This is a genomic window from Taibaiella sp. KBW10, assembly GCF_003852495.1.
Lineage (GTDB): Bacteria > Bacteroidota > Bacteroidia > Chitinophagales > Chitinophagaceae > Edaphocola.
Map to the genome: position 1 here is coordinate 541,879 of NZ_QAJI01000003.1, position 18,827 is coordinate 560,705.

At 43.5% G+C, this 18,827-nt stretch carries 16 protein-coding genes; 6 read left to right on the forward strand and 10 right to left on the reverse strand.

Annotated elements, in window-relative coordinates:
• Nucleotides 1-14: 14 nt before the first annotated feature.
• Nucleotides 15-1,058: a hypothetical protein gene (locus DBR32_RS06670; RefSeq protein ID WP_124635514.1), complete on the reverse strand. Its 1,044-nt coding sequence runs from the start codon at nt 1,056-1,058 to the stop codon at nt 15-17.
• A 113-nt stretch (nt 1,059-1,171) separates the two neighbouring features.
• Here DBR32_RS06670 and DBR32_RS06675 point away from each other — a divergent pair, with 113 nt between their 5' ends.
• The 3 genes from DBR32_RS06675 (at nt 1,172) to DBR32_RS06685 (ending at nt 3,424) form a co-directional block, all read left to right on the forward strand.
• Nucleotides 1,172-1,948 (forward strand): enoyl-CoA hydratase-related protein, encoded by a 777-nt coding sequence (locus DBR32_RS06675; RefSeq protein ID WP_124635515.1) that lies wholly within the window; start codon nt 1,172-1,174, stop codon nt 1,946-1,948.
• A gap of 92 nt (nt 1,949-2,040) precedes the next feature.
• On the forward strand, nt 2,041-2,664 hold the full coding sequence (locus DBR32_RS06680; RefSeq protein WP_124635516.1) for a DUF4230 domain-containing protein: 624 nt from the start codon (nt 2,041-2,043) through the stop codon (nt 2,662-2,664).
• Nucleotides 2,665-2,809: 145 nt separating this feature from the next.
• Complete coding sequence (locus DBR32_RS06685; RefSeq protein WP_158605928.1) at nt 2,810-3,424, forward strand: DUF2306 domain-containing protein; 615 nt, start codon at nt 2,810-2,812, stop codon at nt 3,422-3,424.
• 251 nt (nt 3,425-3,675) lie between these two features.
• Here DBR32_RS06685 and DBR32_RS06690 read toward each other — a convergent pair whose 3' ends face one another.
• The 8 genes from DBR32_RS06690 to DBR32_RS06725 all read right to left on the reverse strand — a co-directional run bounded on the left by DBR32_RS06690 (nt 3,676) and on the right by DBR32_RS06725 (nt 15,225).
• Entirely contained in the window at nt 3,676-4,353 is a 678-nt protein-coding gene (locus DBR32_RS06690) for a hypothetical protein (protein ID WP_124635518.1), read from the reverse strand.
• Between the two features lie 46 nt (nt 4,354-4,399).
• Nucleotides 4,400-7,750, reverse strand: a complete 3,351-nt coding sequence (gene mfd, locus DBR32_RS06695) for a transcription-repair coupling factor (RefSeq protein ID WP_124635519.1) — start codon at nt 7,748-7,750, stop codon at nt 4,400-4,402.
• A 97-nt stretch (nt 7,751-7,847) separates the two neighbouring features.
• Complete coding sequence (locus DBR32_RS06700; protein WP_124635520.1) at nt 7,848-8,777, reverse strand: T9SS type A sorting domain-containing protein; 930 nt, start codon at nt 8,775-8,777, stop codon at nt 7,848-7,850.
• A 20-nt stretch (nt 8,778-8,797) separates the two neighbouring features.
• A complete protein-coding gene (locus DBR32_RS06705) occupies nt 8,798-10,060 on the reverse strand; it encodes a PKD-like domain-containing protein (protein ID WP_124635521.1) in 1,263 nt (420 codons plus the stop codon).
• Nucleotides 10,061-10,100: 40 nt separating this feature from the next.
• Nucleotides 10,101-10,985: a hypothetical protein gene (locus DBR32_RS06710; RefSeq protein WP_124635522.1), complete on the reverse strand. Its 885-nt coding sequence runs from the start codon at nt 10,983-10,985 to the stop codon at nt 10,101-10,103.
• A 266-nt stretch (nt 10,986-11,251) separates the two neighbouring features.
• Nucleotides 11,252-12,181, reverse strand: coding sequence for a hypothetical protein (locus tag DBR32_RS06715; RefSeq protein ID WP_124635523.1), 930 nt, complete (start codon nt 12,179-12,181; stop codon nt 11,252-11,254).
• A 26-nt stretch (nt 12,182-12,207) separates the two neighbouring features.
• The gene (locus tag DBR32_RS06720) at nt 12,208-13,470 is read right to left on the reverse strand and encodes a PKD-like domain-containing protein (protein WP_124635524.1); all 1,263 of its coding nucleotides are present in this window, start codon (nt 13,468-13,470) and stop codon (nt 12,208-12,210) included.
• 66 nt (nt 13,471-13,536) lie between these two features.
• The gene (locus tag DBR32_RS06725; protein WP_124635525.1) at nt 13,537-15,225 is read right to left on the reverse strand and encodes a hypothetical protein; all 1,689 of its coding nucleotides are present in this window, start codon (nt 15,223-15,225) and stop codon (nt 13,537-13,539) included.
• 292 nt (nt 15,226-15,517) lie between these two features.
• Between DBR32_RS06725 and DBR32_RS06730 the strand changes: the two genes are divergently transcribed.
• A complete protein-coding gene (locus DBR32_RS06730) occupies nt 15,518-16,963 on the forward strand; it encodes a glycine--tRNA ligase (protein ID WP_233559679.1) in 1,446 nt (481 codons plus the stop codon).
• 271 nt (nt 16,964-17,234) lie between these two features.
• On the forward strand, nt 17,235-17,606 hold the full coding sequence (locus DBR32_RS06735) for a hypothetical protein (RefSeq protein WP_124635526.1): 372 nt from the start codon (nt 17,235-17,237) through the stop codon (nt 17,604-17,606).
• A gap of 253 nt (nt 17,607-17,859) precedes the next feature.
• Here the strand turns inward: DBR32_RS06735 and DBR32_RS06740 are convergent, their stop codons facing one another.
• Nucleotides 17,860-18,168 carry a hypothetical protein gene (locus tag DBR32_RS06740; protein WP_124635527.1) on the reverse strand — a complete coding sequence of 103 codons (309 nt, stop codon included), beginning with the start codon at nt 18,166-18,168 and terminating at the stop codon, nt 17,860-17,862.
• A 243-nt stretch (nt 18,169-18,411) separates the two neighbouring features.
• Here DBR32_RS06740 and DBR32_RS06745 point away from each other — a divergent pair, with 243 nt between their 5' ends.
• A complete protein-coding gene (locus DBR32_RS06745) occupies nt 18,412-18,789 on the forward strand; it encodes a hypothetical protein (RefSeq protein ID WP_199724384.1) in 378 nt (125 codons plus the stop codon).
• Nucleotides 18,790-18,827: the final 38 nt, after the last annotated feature.

Genomic DNA, 18,827 nt, shown 5'->3' on the forward strand with positions numbered 1-18,827 from the left:
ACAATAATTATATTTTATGAAGGATCTAAGCGCTCCGTTTTTTTACGATATTGTTCCAGCTTCCGGCCGATAAGCCAAAAGGATAAGGCCAGGATGGTAAAGAAAATTCCTTTATTGGTTACATCCCAGAAATATTCAAAATAGCGGGTATACAAATTGAGCAGGAGAAATAATAAGGCCATATCCCGCAGGTTATTGTCTTTGCGTTTAACGGCGTAAAGCAGTATACCCACCAGTACTACCGTATACCCTATGGCCCAAAACAATACCCTGCTTTGCCGGAAACTGGTCCATTCCTGAAAGGAATAATTACCCGAAATGGATAAACCCCATGCCGTAAACAGGAACAGGATCCAACCGGTAAAGTAACTGGAAGGGGCGAAATCAGCTAAAGGTTTTATACGCCTAATCGCATAGGCAACTAATAGAACCAGCAAGCCATATAAGGTCAGTCTCAGCGGCATATTCATGCCCCAGAAAAAGGCACCATGATTGGTGGCTGCGGTTTCCGTATAGGCCGCCCACCATCCTCCGAAGGTTAGTAACATCGCGATCCAAAGTAATCTTGATTGTACGGCAAAAGCCAAATAACCCAAAACGGCACCCGTAGCAAAAATCAGCCAGTAATACTGGTCTGTATTCATGGAAAAACCTTTGCCGAAATAAGCCACGGCAACCGAGGCACTTAAACCGAGCAAAATACACAGTGATTCATTGGCCCAAACGGTGTTTATAAACTTCCGCTTCCGTTTTCGGATATAGAAAATCAAGACAACGGTAAGTGCAGCAAAAATCAGGCCTATCGTAATCTCGGAAAAGGCAAAGTAACGGCGCATCCGCTCAATCCATTTCTCATCTAAAACCAAAGCACCAAAAGCCAGGAGTGCACACGATACCGCCGCAATAAAAGCGTAAAAAGTCAGGGATTTATAATCGCCGGCATCAGACTCATAGGAAGCCCTGAGTTTATGTGCCGTATCAGGATTGATCAATGCATTTTCTTCCCATTTATCGATCGCCTTGTCTAACAGGGCCGCTTCTTTTTGATTTATTTTCATAGTCAGTTGTAACAGGAGAATACCCTTCAAAGGTAGGATAAAATATATTGTAGCCCCTTATTGGGATGTTGAAATTGTGTAAGAAGCTTTATCTTTGAGAAAACAAATATTTTATGAGCTTTATATTGAAAACCGTAAGCGACCACGTTGCGTTTATTACCTTAAATCGTCCTGAAAAGTTTAATAGTTTCAACAGAGAAATGGCGCTGGCCTTACAACAGGCTTTAGATGAGTGTATGCGCGATGATGAAATCCGTGCGGTACACCTGACTGCCGAAGGCAAGGCATTTTGTGCCGGCCAGGATTTGTCTGAAGCCATGGATCCTGATGCACCTTCTTTAAGAAGTATCGTGCACGGACATTACAACCCCATCATTGAGCGCATCAGAAACATAGAAAAACCGGTAGTCTGTGCGGTAAATGGTGTCGCTGCGGGTGCAGGTGCTAATATTGCACTGTGTTGTGATGTAGTGGTGGCTGTAGAGCATGCTACATTTATACAGGCATTTAGTAAAATCGGCTTGATCCCGGATTGTGGCGGCACATTCTTTTTGCCTCGCCTGATTGGTTTTCAAAAGGCGTCTGCCCTGATGATGATGGCCGATAATATTGATGCGAAGGAAGCAGAACGTTTAGGGATGATCTATAAATACTTCCCTGCAGAGACGTTTGTGGAAGAAAGTAAAAAAATCGCCTTGCACCTGGCCAGTATGCCAACCAAGGCACTTGGCTATACCAAACTGGCCTTAAACCAGTCTATGGCACATAGCCTGACCCAACAACTATCACTGGAGGAAGAATACCAAACGGCCTGCGGCGATACCGCAGATTTTGACGAGGGTATACAAGCCTTTTTAGAAAAAAGAAAAGCAAATTTTAAGGGTATTTAGTCCTTACATGATTACTAGTGTTGCGCGCGCCGCAGGCGCGCGCAACACTAGTAATCTAATTCTTTCGCTACAAGCATAATTGTTTTATCCTGATGAAAATACGCCATTGGCTCCTACTCCTTATCCTCATGCTGGGCATTGCTGCCCTTACTTATTTTATCGGCAGACAAAGTGGTTCCGTTAAAATAACGCATATCGCAACTAATGAACTCCTGATTAAGCAGATTGCCGAATTATCGAGCCTGGAAGTACAAGGGAATGCGCAAATCGCGCAGACTAATCTGACAAATGATGGGAGCTGGACTGATGCCGTTCGGAAACTATTTATCGAAAATACGGTTACGATCAGCATTCCTTATATCGCGAAGTACGGGGTGAGCATGGATACCAATGATCTTAAGATCACTCAAAAGGACAATGTTGTTTCAATTCATTTGCCGGAACCCAAACTGTTGAGTTTTGAAATGCGCCTGGACAAAGCCAATAGCAGCAGTACACAGGGATGGATGCAGGCACAAAGCAATGACCTCTATAATCAAGTGCAGAAAAAACTGTATCAGCAGTCGCGGACAGAGATGGAACAAAGCACTAAAAATAAGGAGTTGGCTAAAGAAAAGATTATTACGATTCTTAAAAGCTATTACCAGCCTTTGGGTTATCAGGTGGAACTCAGCTTTGGCAGCACGCAAAGTATTAGTCTCTTTCCAAAATCCTGAGAAAACAGCGCACACGTCTTTACAATTTACAAACCCGTTTTAGCGCAATGGGCTTAATCAATCCTGATACCAAGTGAATAGGGACAACATAAAAAAAATACTAAAGCCGATTGCATTTATTTCAGTTATGCTTTTTAGTGTTTTAATGTTGTATACTATTAAGCAGTATTTTTCATTCCGTACAGATGTGGGTTTCCTTAGATTCAAACAGGAGGTTATCGGCAATCAATACTGGTTATGTTTCTTCTATATACATATCTTCTCCATAATTGTGTGCCTGTTAGCGGGATTGACACAATTCTCCAATCAACTTTTAAAAGAACAGCGGAACATACATAAAATAGCCGGGAAAATATATGTGTACAACATCCTGTTGATAAATGTTCCGGCCTGTTTTGTACTGGCTATTTTTTCCAATGGCGGCCTTATAGGCATTTCAGGATTTATCGTTCAGGATTTATTATGGGCCTATGTTACGGTAGTGGCCATTATGGCCATCCGGAAAAAGAACATCATCCGGCACCGAAACTATATGGTCTTGAGTTATGCCATAACGACAACGGCCCTAACCTTCCGGATTATTAAGCACCTGTTCTATGAGGAACATCTGTTTTCATATTCCTTATTTTATGGTCTTAATGTATGGGTCTCTTTACTAATCAATCTGGGTATTGCCATTTTAATCATCAAAAAAAGAGGTGACCTATCGCTCAAAGGAGATATTATTGATCAGAATAAAGAAGGAAATAGCGAGCAATAAAAGTAATGCCCCGAAAAATATCAGTACATCCAGTAAGGCAGGATTTCGGCTTTTCACCGTAAATCTTTTAAAATAACGCATACACAAATAGGCTAATCCGGCATGAAGCGCTAATACAATCAAAAGAATCATTAAACCCATATCGCTTTTTCTTAAAAATAATAAATATTATACTGTGTTTGCGTCCTCTGACCGAAAAAAAATGACCATCTGTCTAAAGATTTTGCCTTAAACAATTTCCATAAAATTATTTAAGGATTAGGTACTACTTCCTGCCTGGGTGCAAGACGCGTTTTTGTGCGGGTCATCCCCAACAGCCATCCGAATTGCAGGCCATAAAAACTTTTTGTTGTACTGACAATCGCGGTACAGCCCAAAGAAAAACCGGAAAACTGATTCCGAAAGGAATTAAAGCCGATATAGGCCGACCATGCCGGTACTACACTTTCCCTGAATCGTTCATTGTCATAATTGGCCCGGGGAGATCGCTGCCCGGGAATGCCCCGGCTGGGGCGAAACGCCTGTTCAAATAAAGTAAACAAAGCGGGTCCGGTCTGTATATTGGCTTGCAAACCGCGGTTTCGGGTAAGATAAGGTGTCCAGCATGCCCGTATATATTGTGTTCGATACCGGTCTCTTAATACCGGTGTCATTCCCCAGAAATTGGCATCTGCTTTATAATCGGAAGGCAGTTGTGTTGTAGCCAGCCATCGTCCGTCATTTCCTATTTGCAGGCCATAGCGATCCCAAATACCGATGTGCAATGCATACCCGGCTTGTTTACCGCCATTAAAGTTGAATCCAAGGTTACCCTGTACATATACTGCGGTAATTAAAGGACGCCGCCGCACTTGCATTGGCTGCTCCTCCTGAGCCCAAGCTGCATGCAGGTATAGCATTAATATAAGCGTCCATAAGATCCGTTTCATAAGTGCTAAATGTTTATGGAAGATAAGAAATTCCAATCAGTTTGCCTTATACAGCTCCCTCGAGGAAAAACTGTACATCTGCCATGGTATGAATATTTTGCACAACCAGCAAGAATACTGTACCTATTTGTTTCATCTTGGCCTGATTCGTACCCCTTTGGATATAATCCATAATCTTATGAAAGGTCTCACTTTCATAATAAGGAGAATCCGGGTTATTGATAAAATACAGGCGCATCACTTTATTCTTAATGATCAGTTTTTCAAAACCAAGCTCCTTCGCCATCTTACGGCAACGCACTACGGTAAATAGCTCACTGACCTGCGCGGGCATCGGTCCAAAGCGATCGATGAGCATATCTTCAAATGCTTTCAGGTCTTCTGTAGCATCCAGATCATCCAATTGCGTGTATAGCGATAAACGTTCTGTAATGCTGGCTACATAGGTTTCCGGTATTAGTATTTCGAGATCGGTATCAATCGTACAATCAGTTACAAATTCCTTTTTACGATCCAGTTCCGCAGCAAATACATCTTTAAAGTCCGTCGATTTTAATTCCTGAATGGCTTCTGCCAGTATTTTCTGGTACATTTCAAAACCGATATCGGCAATAAAGCCGCTCTGCTCGCCGCCTAAAAGGTTACCTGCACCGCGTATATCCAAATCACGCATCGCAATCTGAAATCCGCTGCCCAGCTCATTAAACTGTTCCAGTATCTGCAAACGCCTTCTGCTGTCATTCGGTAAGGTAAGCAGAGAGGGCGCCACTAAATAACAAAATGCTTTCTTATTGCTTCGGCCTACCCTGCCGCGCAGCTGATGCAGGTCACTCAGTCCGAAATGATGTGCATTATTAATGATGATTGTATTGGCATTGCTAATGTCCACACCACTTTCCACAATGTTGCTGCAACAGATTACATCATATTTATAGTTGATAAAATCAAGTAAGGTTTTCTCCAGTTTGGATCCCTCCATTTGTCCATGCGCAACTGCAATTTCCAGATCAGGACAAAGCGCCTTCAATTTTTCTGCCATGGAAGGCAGGCTTTGCACCCGGTTATGGATAAAATAGACCTGTCCGCCGCGCTCCGTTTCATAGTAGATGGCATCCCTGATAAAGGCTTCATCAAAACCAATTAGTTCGGTATGCACCGGCTGGCGGTTCGGTGGCGGTGTATTAATGATACTCAGATCACGCGCACTCATGAGCGAGAACTGTAAAGTACGTGGAATGGGTGTTGCCGTGAGTGTCAGGGTATCAACATTGAGCTTTCGTTCTCTCAGTTTTTCCTTCGCGGCTACGCCGAATTTTTGCTCCTCATCGATAATAAACAAACCCAAATCCTTAAACTTCACATCTTTGCTGAGCAAAGCATGTGTACCAATAAGAATATCTATTTTTCCCGATTCCAGTTTTTGCAGGGTTTCTTTTTTCTCTTTGGCCGACTTAAAACGGTTAATATAATCGACATTACAAGGAAACTCTTTCAAACGCTCACTAAAGGTCTGAAAGTGCTGATAGGCCAAGATCGTGGTGGGCACCAGTACAGCTACCTGTTTACTATCTCCTACCGCCTTGAAAGCAGCTCTGACTGCAACTTCTGTCTTACCAAAACCCACATCACCACAGACTAGCCGGTCCATCGGATTGAGGGCTTCCATATCGCGTTTCACATCGGCCACGGCCTTGGACTGATCAGGGGTATCTTCGTAAAAGAACGAAGCTTCCAGTTCTGTTTGCAAATAACTATCCGGACTATAAGCAAAGCCTTCAGAAGATTTTCGTTTTGCATACAGCCGGATCAGATCTGCGGCAATATCCTTAACCTGTTTCTTTGTTTTACTTTTCAGGCGTTCCCAGGCATCACTGCCTAATTTATTTACCTTAGGTTTTGTCCCTTCCTTACCTGAATATTTTGATATTTTATGTAAGGCATTAATACTTACATACAATACATCATTGTCTTTATAAAGAATACGCACGGCTTCCTGCGCGGCACCGTTTACATCAATTTTCTGTAAGCCACTGTACACGCCTACCCCATAATCGATATGGCTCACAAAATCTCCGGGTTGTAGTTCCCGTAAAGATTTCATGGTAATGGCCTTGCCTTTGCTATAGGCCTGCTTGATTTTGTATTTATGAAAACGCTGGAAGATCTGGTGATCGGTGTACACCAATATCTTTTTATCATGATCGATAAATCCGTTGCTGATCGATACCGGAACGGGTACAAAACTGACATTGGCATTGGTATCTTCAAAGATGACCCTTAAGCGTTCCAGTTGTTTGGCATTTTCGGCAAAGATATATGGCGTATATTTCTGCTCCGCCCAGCGTTTCAGGTTGCTGATCAGCAGATCGAAATTACGGTTAAAGCTTGGTTGTGGTTCTGTATTAAAGGGGATCACCATAGCCCCCGCTTTGGGTTTATTAAAATGAATATGGTGAAAAGACTTTATTTTTCCTATCCAGTAACGAATGTCTTCAAAGTCTTCAGGGGTAATTTCTTTGGTTTCTTCCTCTTCATCAGAATAGGTCGTGACGCCACCGGACTGGGCAAGTTGCTCTTCCAGTTTCGACTGAAAATAAGCCAGTTTGTCTTCCAGCAATTGCTGGTCTTTAAACCAGAATACGGTGTTCTGCGGAATAAAGTCTAAAAGGGATACCTTTTCCTTTGTTTCAAAATTGGTTTCGATATTGGGCAAAATCGATACCTGTAACAGTTTTCGCTCAGAAAGCTGGGTCTCCGGGTTGAATAAACGTATGCTGTCCACCTCATTGCCGAACAACTCAATACGATAAGGATGTTCATTACCGAAAGAATAAATATCCAGAATACCACCACGAATGGCGAATTGCCCCGGTTCGTATACAAAATCTTCATGTTTGAAGCCTAAACCCGTCAATCGTTCTAAAAGCGATTTGGTATCTAACATGTGATTAACCGCAATCTGGATCACATTCTTGCTTAAGGTTTTGGCTTGCACCACTTTTTCAAACAAGGCCTCCGGATAGGTAACCAATACTTTTTTATGTACGGTTTCCCCGCTCCATTTATTAAGCGCTTCGGTACGCAGCATGATATGACTGCTGTTTACTGCGGTATATACACCTGTCTTCTTATACGAATCGGGAAAAAAGAATATATCTAAAGCACCGCTCAGGTGCTCAAAGTCGTTGTGAAAATAGGCCGCCTCATCCTTGTCATCCAGTACAAATACATGATTCACGTCGGACTGATGCCATACGGCATGCGCCACAAAGCTGATTGCATTTGCTTTAAGCTGTTCTAAAGTATATTGGTTCGGTTGGGGTAAACTAAGGGCGGCCGCTAATTCTTTCAAGCGGGTATCAGATTGGTACAACCCTTGCAATGTTTGCAGGTTCATAAGGATGCAAAGTTATATAAATTAAGGTATAAGTCTATAGATAAAATAAAGCACCGGCTTTCCCGCCGGTGCTTTATAAGCATACACAAAAAGATCATTATCGGGTTATCTTATCGAACTTAATCGTGCCCGTTCGCTTCGTATGATCACCGATAGCATAGACCATATGATACATACCATCTGCAAGCATACTGACATCTATCGCTATTTTATTGACGCCCTGTTGTAGCTTGTAGGATCGCTTTATCCACTGGCTGCCGGCGACACTGTTATACACCTCGATATGCATCATGTCCGCATTTTGCTCATTATAAAATTCAAAATAGATATACTTATCCGTCGGGTTAGGATACCAGACGATATCGCGTTCTGCACTGTAGATCACAAACCGAACCGGACTGTACCGAAAAGCACCATCTGCCGCTACAATCTTTAAGCGATAGAAATTATAACCCTGCGTCAGCTGCTCATCAATAAAAGTATAAGTCCTGGTATCGCTATTCTGTCCATCTGCCCTTGTTGTACTCAGGTACTCAAAGGAGATTCCGTCTATGGATTGTTCTAATTCATATTCCCGGATGTCCAGCTCTTTTGTTACCGTCCAGCTCAGCAAAGCCTTATTTTTCTGATAAAGTATTGCCGAAAAGTCTGTAAGGGTTACGGGTAATGGCGCACCGTTACAGTCAAAATGTACGGCATAATCGGTATAGCAGGCCCCGTTATTTACCCTAAAGACCGCATCGGTAATACCATAAACATTATAAAAGGCACCGGTATTATTATCCGGTACAGGCGCAATGACCGGTATCGTATTTTCAATAGAATAGATACAAGGTGAAATCTGATTAGACACATATACCCGAACCGGAGCCGAGCCGATACATTGATACCCTACAGAATCAATGACAGGACTAGGCATGATCAACACAGAAGTACTGTTGATCTGGGAATAACTCCTGAAGGGCACCCAAAGGGTACCGCTCAGGAGTATGATGAATAGTATAATATGTGAAAAACCAATTTTCATTTATAAGCAGAACAGGATGATTATGGGGTTACAGGATTTGTACAACCATTCGCATCGGTTATTTTCATTAAGTCATAAGTATGCGTTCCTTGAACCGAAGGTGTTGGAGTAATGGTGATATTGGCACCATTAGTCACGCCATTATACGTTTGGAAAGGAGTAACCGCATCTTGTCTGATCTCAAGATTAAACGGACCGGTACCACAAGTAGCCGTATATTTCAGTTGTACTGCAGTACCCTGACACAAGGCCGGATCTACCGCTGCCAAGCTTGCATTTGGTGTCGGATGTACGGTAACTTTAAAGGTCGTTGGCGTACCATTACAGGTTGAACCACCATTAGTGTAAATCGGTGTCACGACGATGTTGGCGACAGCATCGGTACAAGCAGCATTCGTCGCAGTAAAGGATGGGATCGAACTCGTCGTTCCGCTGGCCGCAATGCCTATTGAAGCATTATCATTGGTCCAGGAATAAGTGACCGTTCCGCCTGTTGTACTGCTAGAGAAGCTGATGGCCGGTACTACATTACCATTACACTTCGTAATGTCCGCGATCGTAGCAACCGTTGCTGTTGGATTTACAGTAATCGTATACGTAACCGGTGTACCCGTACATCCATTGGCAGATGGGGTAATGGTAACCGTTGCCGTAACCGGAGCACCGGTAGCATTTGTAGCGGTAAATGATGGAATTTGCGTCAGTCCGGTTGCATTGGCAAGGCCTACACTAGCACCGCCGCTGATGGCATAAGTAACGCCTGTTGGTGTACCGGTAAGTGTGGTGGCCGGTGCAGTGGCATTCGCACAATATACCTGATTGGCCGGTGCCGTAACAACCGGTACCGGATTGATCGTTACGGTTATGGGAAGACACGCAGTATTGATATTACAGAAACCGCCTTCGGCTCTTACATAATACGTTTTAGTGATGGGTTGTGTACCCGTATTGGTCGGTGTTACTGTAATAGAAGCACCGGTACCGATAGGTGTGGCCGCTCCGGTAGGACAGGCATCTGCATACCATTTCCAATCCGCTGCCGGTGTACCCGATCCCAGATGTCCGCCACTAATACTTAAAGTCGTACCGGTTCCGGTACAAAAGCTAGTCGCAGAAGCGGCTGTGGTCGCTACTGTGGGTAAGGTAAGGGAAGAAGAATCATGAACGGTTACCGTTACGGAACTGATCTGTGCCTGTGTTTTCGTATTCAGAAAAAACAGCCCTGCCAAAAGCAGTACGGGCGTGAGCGCCCAATGTTTGATTTTGTAATTTTTCGTGCTCATCTTTTTGTGCATTTAAGTGAATGATTAAGATTTGTTTGTTTTAAGGGTTTTGTATAGCGCAACCATTTGCTGCGGTTATTTTAGTGAGGTTAAACAAGGTTGTTGCGGTTACATTCGGATTGACGTTGAATGCCGTACCGCTAGCGATACTACTATAAGTGTTGCCATTAATAATTAAAGCAAAAGGGCCGGTGCCCTGGCTGGCATTAAAGCGTAACTGTACCTGTTGTCCCTTACATAAAGGGGTGATAACTGTAGCCAAACTACCCGCAGGACTGGTATTAACGGTGATGGCAACAGAAGTGGAGTTGACGATGGCACAGGTTCCATTCTGCACTACCGCTCTGAAATAGGTGGTCGCCGAAAGCGGCCCGATCGTGGCACCGGGCAGCGTAGCTGCCGTTACAGCAATATCCGTAGCAGTCGTAAAAGCCGCGGTACTGGATTGTTGCCATTTAAGTACCGATCCTGTTTGCCCGCTTAGGCTAAGATTCGCCGGTGCAGTACCGCTACAAATTGTCTGGGCCGCGGTTACACTACCGCCTACTGTTGTGGCATAAATAGTAAAGGTGCTTGAATTGCCGGTGCCACTACCCAATATGCCGCTATAAGAGATTTTGAACTTCCTGTTGGTGCCAACGACAGCCGCTGTAGAAGGTATGGTTACACTAATACTGAATTGCCCACCACCAAGATTCAGCAAGCCGGTACCCGTATAAAGGGTGGCCAGGCTGGTGTTGGCATTATCGGTGATTTCAATGGTCGTGGTGGGGATTAAACTTAAACCGGCCACCGTAAATGTAACACTCACCGTAGCGGCCTGGCAATAAGAACCTGTCGGACTTAAAATAATATTGGTGACCTGTGCCGAGACAGGCGTCATTTTAAAGAAAAAAGCAACAATAAACAGCAGTACAGAACGCAAAAAGAACCCTTTAAGCTTGCCATACAGCATATTATATGTTACACAAAATCCCATTACATACGAATGTACCACTCCTACGCAAGTCAACAGGCCTGCAATGGGTCAATTTTCTCTGTTTTATGAATTTTAACAATAGGGGTTTAACAAAAAAGCCTATTGCTAATGTCAATAAAATGATTATACACAACAAGTGATGTAATAAAAATAAATAAATACAAAAAGCATCAGCCCTAAGGACTGATGCTTTAAATGTGCAAAAAGATGTTTTATTGGGTTACTTTCTGGAACTTAATCGTTCCTCCACGATGCTTACTATCCTTAAAGCCATATATCATATGATACGCACCATCTGCCAGTAAACCTACATCTATCGCCAGCTTGTTCAAGCCGCTTTGTAGTTTATAACTGCGATCGATCCATTGACTACCGGCTATACTGTTATACACCTTGATATCCAGAGACGACGCCCCCGCTTCATTATAAAACTCAAGGTACAGGTAACGGCTGGTCGGATTGGGATACCAAACCATTTCATTACCCCGGTTATAGATTACAAAACGCACTGCGCTGTATTGTACACTACCATCGGTACCTATTATTTTAAGCCGGTAAAAATTATATCCCTGATATAACTGCTCATCTATGTATTCGTAATGCTGACTGGTACCTGTACCGGCCGCTGTCGTACTTAAGTATTTAAATACCCTGCCGTCTGCCGATTCTTCTACCTCGTAGCGCAGGATGTCTGATTGCTCTTGTACCGCCCAGCTGATTAATGCCTCATGATCCTGATACAAACGTGCACTGAAGTCTGTAAGCCTTACAGGCAAAGGTTCTCCATTACAATCAAAGTGTACCGCTTTATCCGTATAACAGGCCCCGTTATGGACACGGAACACCGCATCGGTAATCCCGATTACATTATAAAAAGTACCCGTACTATTATCCGGTATTGGCGCAATAGCGGGTATGGTACTTTGAATAGAGTATACACAGGGAGAGATCTGATTGGAGACATAAACCTGAATGGGTAGCCCACCATAACAATGGTAGCCCACAGAGTCTATAACAGGACTCGGCATCACCAGTACTGTGGTGCTGGTAATCTGTGCCCGGCTATGGAACGGAAGTAAAGTCATTCCGCTCCATAACAGGCAACACAGGTAAATGATAATATGTGAACGTATATGTTTCATTTGTCTTTATGGTCAATAATAGCCTTTTATGGCGTTACCGGATTCGAACAACCGTTCGCATCGGTGATCTTCATCAGATCATAGGTATGTGTACCCTGACTGGTTGGTGTTGGTGTAACGGTGATATTTGATCCGTTGGTTACACCGGTATAGTTTTGGAATGGTGTCGCACCATCTTGTCTGATCTCAATAGCAAACGGACCGGTACCACAAGTGGCGGTATATTTCAACTGTACTGCTGTACCCTGACACAAAGCAGGATCAATAGCGGCCAGTGTCGCATTTGGTGTCGGACGTACGGTTACCACAAAGGTATCTGGTGTACCGTTACAGGTTGAACCACCATTGGTATAGATCGGCGTTACAATAATATTAGCGACCGCATTCGTACAGTTTGTATTGGTTGCAGTGAAGGATGGAATGGTGCTGGTTGTACCACTGGCGGCAATACCTACAGAAGGATTGTCATTGGTCCAGGAATAGGTAACGGTGCCACCGGTAGTTGTGCTGGTGAAACTAATCGCTGGTACCACATTGCCATTACACTTCGTAATATCTGCCGTAGCCACTACGGTTGCTTTCGGATTTACCGTAATGGTATAAGTAACCGGTGTACCTGTACATCCGTTAGCAGACGGTGTAATGGTCACGGTAGCCGTAACGGGCGCAGAAGTTGTATTCAATGCGGTAAAAGAAGGAATTTGTGTAAGGCCGCTCGCATTGGCAAGGCCAACACTGGCGCCACCGCTGATGGCATACGTAACACCTGTAGGCGTACCGCTCAATGAAGTTGCCGGAGCTACTGCATTAGCACAATAAACCTGATTGGCCGGGGCGGTCACCACCGGTACAGGGTTGATGGTTACCGTTACCGGTACACAGGCAGTATTGATATTACAAAAACCACCTTCGGCTCTTACATAATAAGTTTTAGTGATGGGCTGGGTACCTGCATTCGTCGGAGAGACGGTAATAGAAGCACCGGTACCTACCGGAGTAGCTGCACCTGTAGGACAGGCATCAGCATACCATACCCATTGGGCAGCGGGCGTTCCGGAGCCTAAACGACCTCCGCTCACACTCAGGGTTGTACTCGTACCAGTACAGAAACTGGCAGGACTCGCAGCGGTTGTTGCCGCCGAGGGTAAAGTAATGGAAGAAGAGTCATGCACCGTAACGGTTGCAGTACTGATCTGTGCAGCACTTTCTTTGCTGCTCCACAAAAGACTACACAATACCAATAAAGGTACGGCTGCCCATTGTTGTAATTTGTACATTTTCTTGTTCATCTTTTTGCGCATTTAAAATTTGTAAATAATTGGTTTATATTGTTTTATTGTTTAGGGAATTTCTATTTAAGGATTTTGCAACACACAGCCATTCGCATCGGTTATTTTCGTCAGGTTAAAGGTTGTGGTATTTGTTATATTCGGATTCACATTAAAGGCCGTACCGCTCACAATTCCGGTATAAGTTGTGCCGCTTACGATTATGGTAAATGGTCCGGTACCCTGACTTGCGGTAAACTTTAATTGCACTTGTTGCCCCTTACAGACCTGGCTATTTACTGCTGCTAAACTACCATTGGGCAAGGCGCGTACGTTGACGGTGGCCGTAGCGGTGACTGCAGTATTGGTACATGCCGGTGCCGCCTGATAGGCCACACTGTTCACCGCATAGGTATAGGCACCTACAGTTGCGGTAGGAACGGCTACAGTTGCCGTAGCACTCGCCGCAATGTTGAGGGTCTGGTTTGCCCCCCCGTTTATCTTATAAATTACTGTGATCGCTGCATTTTGGGGATTGGTAAACGTAAGGTTGGGCGCAGTTACGTTCTGACAGACTGAAGTACCACCGCTTAAGGTAACCACCGGTGTGGCCAGAATACTTAACTTAACCACATTACTTTCATCCTGTACAGTACTGGCACTGGGCATCCCATCATTGGTACGGCTTACATTGGCCAGTCGCCGAAAATAGTAAACACCTGCAGCCGTAACGGTGGGTGTATAGTTTTGCGCGGTCGCAGCAGATATATTGGTAAACGTAAGGCTGTCTGAAGATTGTTGCCATTGATAAGTAATGGTAAAACGGGCATCACTCGAAACCGGTGCAGCTGTCAGGGTATTGGTACCATTCAAGGCACTCAAAGTACCCCCAACACAAATAGTCTGATCGGTTGTAATGCTGTTGGACACCCTGCTCAGGTTTTGAAAAGTAGCCTCATTGCCTCCTACAGACTCATAATATTCAAATAAAAGGTTACTGTTCCCGGTTAAGCGGAAGGCTTCTTTTGTATAGGTAGTAACGCCTTGCTCGATCCACCGGTTAAATACCTGCGTACCATCAACGGTCAATCGAATCCCGTCATCTCCGGCCATATCGGCGAGGTAAACGCCTTTGGGTAAGGTAGAGAGCATCCGGTAACGTACTGCAAAAAAATAATTGAGTAAGGTTGTACGTAAGGTCCCTTGTGAGTATACATCAAGACAGGTCACATCGTTAGCACCCCCAAAAGTAGCCGTGAAAGCCACCGGTTTTGTGCTGACTCCCGTGCCTATGTACCTTGTAAAAGCATTGGCATCTGTAGGCGCACCGGCCACATTATCCAGGCGATCATAAAAATGCTCTATCCATACATCTGTTCCGGCTGCAGCGGCATTATCTATATTATTGGAACCTCCGGTAATCGCATAGGTTAGTGTGGCGGTACCCGTGGCACGACAGTTATAGACCCTGACGAGGCCGGAATAAGTAGCCGTAAAAGTAAGTGTCGTTGTTGTGCTATGCAGAATCAGTGCCGAACCATCCGCATTTCTTACGGTAATACCGGATCCGGTTGAGGTAATATTATAGGTTAATCCACTAATTACATTGAGTAAATAGTAACCACCCTGAGGTACCGCAGCATTGGAGGGAGCGGTGCCACCTACACAGATATAGCCGGCAGTGCCGGCACTGGTGCCGCCGCTACATTGAGCAAAACTACCCTGTGTATACAACAATAATATCAGCGATAATACAATCGCAAGAATTTTTTTCATCTACTCCAAACTGGTACTTAGACGCAATACAAAGCAGTAGCATCAGCTATAGTAAATAGCGATACCATGCCTGTTTACGGCAAGTACATTAAACAATTTTTAATTTATTTCTTTCAGGTAGACAAATAAGAAAACTATTAGTAAGTGGATTTTCTGAGGTTGTAAGTTGGTTTCGGCTGCTAAACTAATACCGTTTTTTCGTATACAAAAATTTAGCGTGCGTTTTTTCACTAACGAATCGTTAATGAAGGATCATGGCGATTTTATGGGGAAATATTTATCTTTGCAACTTATGGCAAACGAGAATAAACTACAGGCAATTATTGCCCATGCAAAAGAATATGGTTTTGTATTTCCATCCAGCGAAATTTATGATGGCTTAGGTGCGGTATATGATTATGGACAATGGGGCGTTGAGCTGAAAAGAAATGTGAGAGAATATTGGTGGAAGTGGATGACCCAAATGAATGAGCAAAATATTGTAGGGATCGATGCCTCGATTTTTATGCATCCTTCCGTATGGAAAGCAAGCGGCCACATCGATAATTTCAGCGATCCGATGATTGATAATAAGGATAGTAACAAACGTTATAGGGTAGATCATTTAATAGAAGGTTTTGCCGAAACACTGGCTGAAGAAGAAGGGAAGGCATTACTCGCCGACATGGATAAATATATTGCTGCTGATGATTTTGCCGGTTTAAAACAATTGATTGAGATAAATAAAATTGCCTGCCCGGTCAGTAAAACAGTGAACTGGACAGATGTGCGTCAGTTTAACCTGATGTTCTCTACAGAGGTGGGTTCGGTAGCTGAAGAGGCGAGCAAAATATATTTACGTCCGGAAACCGCTCAGGGTATTTTTGTAAACTTTCTGAATGTACAAAAAACGGCGAGAATGAAAATCCCTTTTGGTATTGCACAAGTGGGTAAAGCATTCCGTAATGAGATTGTAGCCCGTGGCTTTATCTTCCGCATGCGGGAATTCGAACAAATGGAAATGCAGTTTTTCGTGCGGCCCGGCACGCAAAAAGAGTGGTATGAATACTGGAAATCAGAGCGTATGAAATGGCATGCTACTTTGGGTATTGATAGCGCCAAATACCGTTATCATGACCACGTAAAACTGGCACACTATGCCGATGCGGCCTGTGATATCGAATATGAATACCCAATGGGCTTTAAAGAACTGGAAGGAATTCACTCCCGTACTGATTTCGACCTGAAAAGCCACCAGGAGCTCAGCAAGAAAAAGATGCAGTATTTTGATGCAGATATTGATCCGGAAACCGGTAAGGCTTATGGTAATTACATTCCTTATGTGGTCGAAACTTCTATTGGTCTGGACAGAACTGTCATGATGCTTTTAAGCGAAGCCTATACGGAAGAAGACCTGAGCACAGAGGAAAAACAGGATAGCCGTGTAGTTTTGAAATTCATTCCGAAACTAGCCCCGATCAAACTGGCCATTTTACCACTGATGAAGAAAGATGGCTTACCGGAAATCGCTAAAGAACTGATGGAGGAATGCCGCCAGCATTTTAAGTGTTTCTATGAAGAGAAAGACGCCATCGGTAAGCGATACAGAAGAATGGATGCTATTGGTACCCCTTTCTGCGTAACTATTGATCACCAAACGAAAGAAGATCAAACCGTAACGATCCGTCATCGTGATACCATGGCACAAGAACGGGTACACATCAGTGAAATCAAAAATATTGTTTTGCAATCTCTGTAATCTTTATTGATATTAAATGAAATGGCGCGCCTTCGGCGCGCCATTTCATTTAATATCAGCCTATTTCGTATTAAGAAAATACACTATGCTTTATTTTCACAATACAGGACGCATTTTCAGGCCCAAACCTTAGTGAGATTATGCCCTAAAACCTAAGATTAGCAATAGTTTAGCAGGTTCTGTTAAGGAAACCAAAATAAAATAAAAAACCGCTCATTATTAAGATGTTGCGCCTATTTTTGGAGCGAAACAAACATAAAACACTATTATTATGAACAAACTAAAAATTGCACTTTTTGTCTCTGTTGCTGCTTGTACGGCAATATTCTTCGCTTCTTGCAAAAAGAAGGGTTCTGCACACAAGGTCGTATTTAAAGCGGAAGCTTCCTCGGGCGGTAGCGTTGATGTAGCCGTATATGGTTATGATGCAAATACCACAACAGCCTCAAGCCTTACGGGTACCACTTGGAGCAGCCCGGAACTGAACGTTCCCGCCGGCACTGTAAATGCAAATGTCGTGGTGAATGGACAAGGGAATAGCACTTCTACTTTAAAAGTACAAATCTATGTAGATGGCGTTTTGAAGAAAGAAGGTACTTCCAGTGGGCAGGTACTTAGTGCTTCTGCAAATTATCAATTTTGATTTTCTATTCCTTAAAGGTAAAAGGGCCAGGTTTTTAAACCGGCCCTTTTACCTTTTTAATTCTCGGGTTGAAAAACATCTCGGTCAAAACATGCTCCATACAAAAGGAGACCCGATGGTAAAGTCTCCCCTGTCCTGACCGGCTCTGCTCAAAAAAGCGCCGTACTACAGTCAGATAATTTTCAATATTTCTTAGCTAATGATGGGCGCGCCTTTGGCGCGCCCATCATTAGCTAAGAAAATAGTCGCTATTCTATTTTCGCAAAAACAGTTCGCAGGAAATCGAATCGGCAAGCGCAGGACTCGCAGCCTTTAAGTCACGTTCGTTACGCTTACACCATTGGTACGCCTGATTACCACGCATTTTATCATGAAAATATTGTGTTGTGCCGGGCGCTTGCGGATCACTGCCCCGCGTATAACAACTACAGCTCTGCTGCTGCTCACAACTGGAAAAAGTAGTCCATAATAAAAAACAGCACAATCCCTTTCCTGATGCGGAAACAATAAATCTCATCCTGTTAAGTGTCTTTTTAGTAGCGCTAAAGCATATTTGTTTCATGATAGTTAATTTTTAAGGTACAAAGTATCAATACGTTATATTTATAAAATTAAAAATGTTTCATATTTATCTTTTAAGACGCATTTTTCAGGCATAATCTTAGTAATTTTATATCTGGCGATACCAGATTGGCGATGAAATAGTAAATTCGGTTAAGGATATCAACATACAAAACCGATTGACAGTAAGGCATTGCCCACCTATTTTGAAACTAAACCTAATTGTTTTATTAAAACTGCAAATATGAATAAACTAAAAGTTGCACTTTTTGTGTCTGTTGCCGCCTGCATGGCTGTTTTCGCTTCCTCCTGTAAAAAAAAGGGCGGGTCAGCACACAGGGTTGTATTTAAGGCGCATACCTCTTCGGAGGGTAATATTAAAGTAGCCGTATACGGTTATGATACCAAGACGACAACCGCTTCAAAACTGAATGGTACTACTTGGGTAAGCCCGGAAATTACTGTTCCTGCGGGCAGTCAAAATGCTACGGTTGTGGTAGATGGAAGCGGACCATTTGCATCTTCTACTCTAAAAGTACAAATCTATGTTGATGGAGCGCTGAAGAAAGAGAGCATATCCAGTGGACAAACACTCAGTGCTGCTGTAAGGCATCGATTTTAATTGCTCAAACTGATAACTATACTGAGCCGGGTCTATAA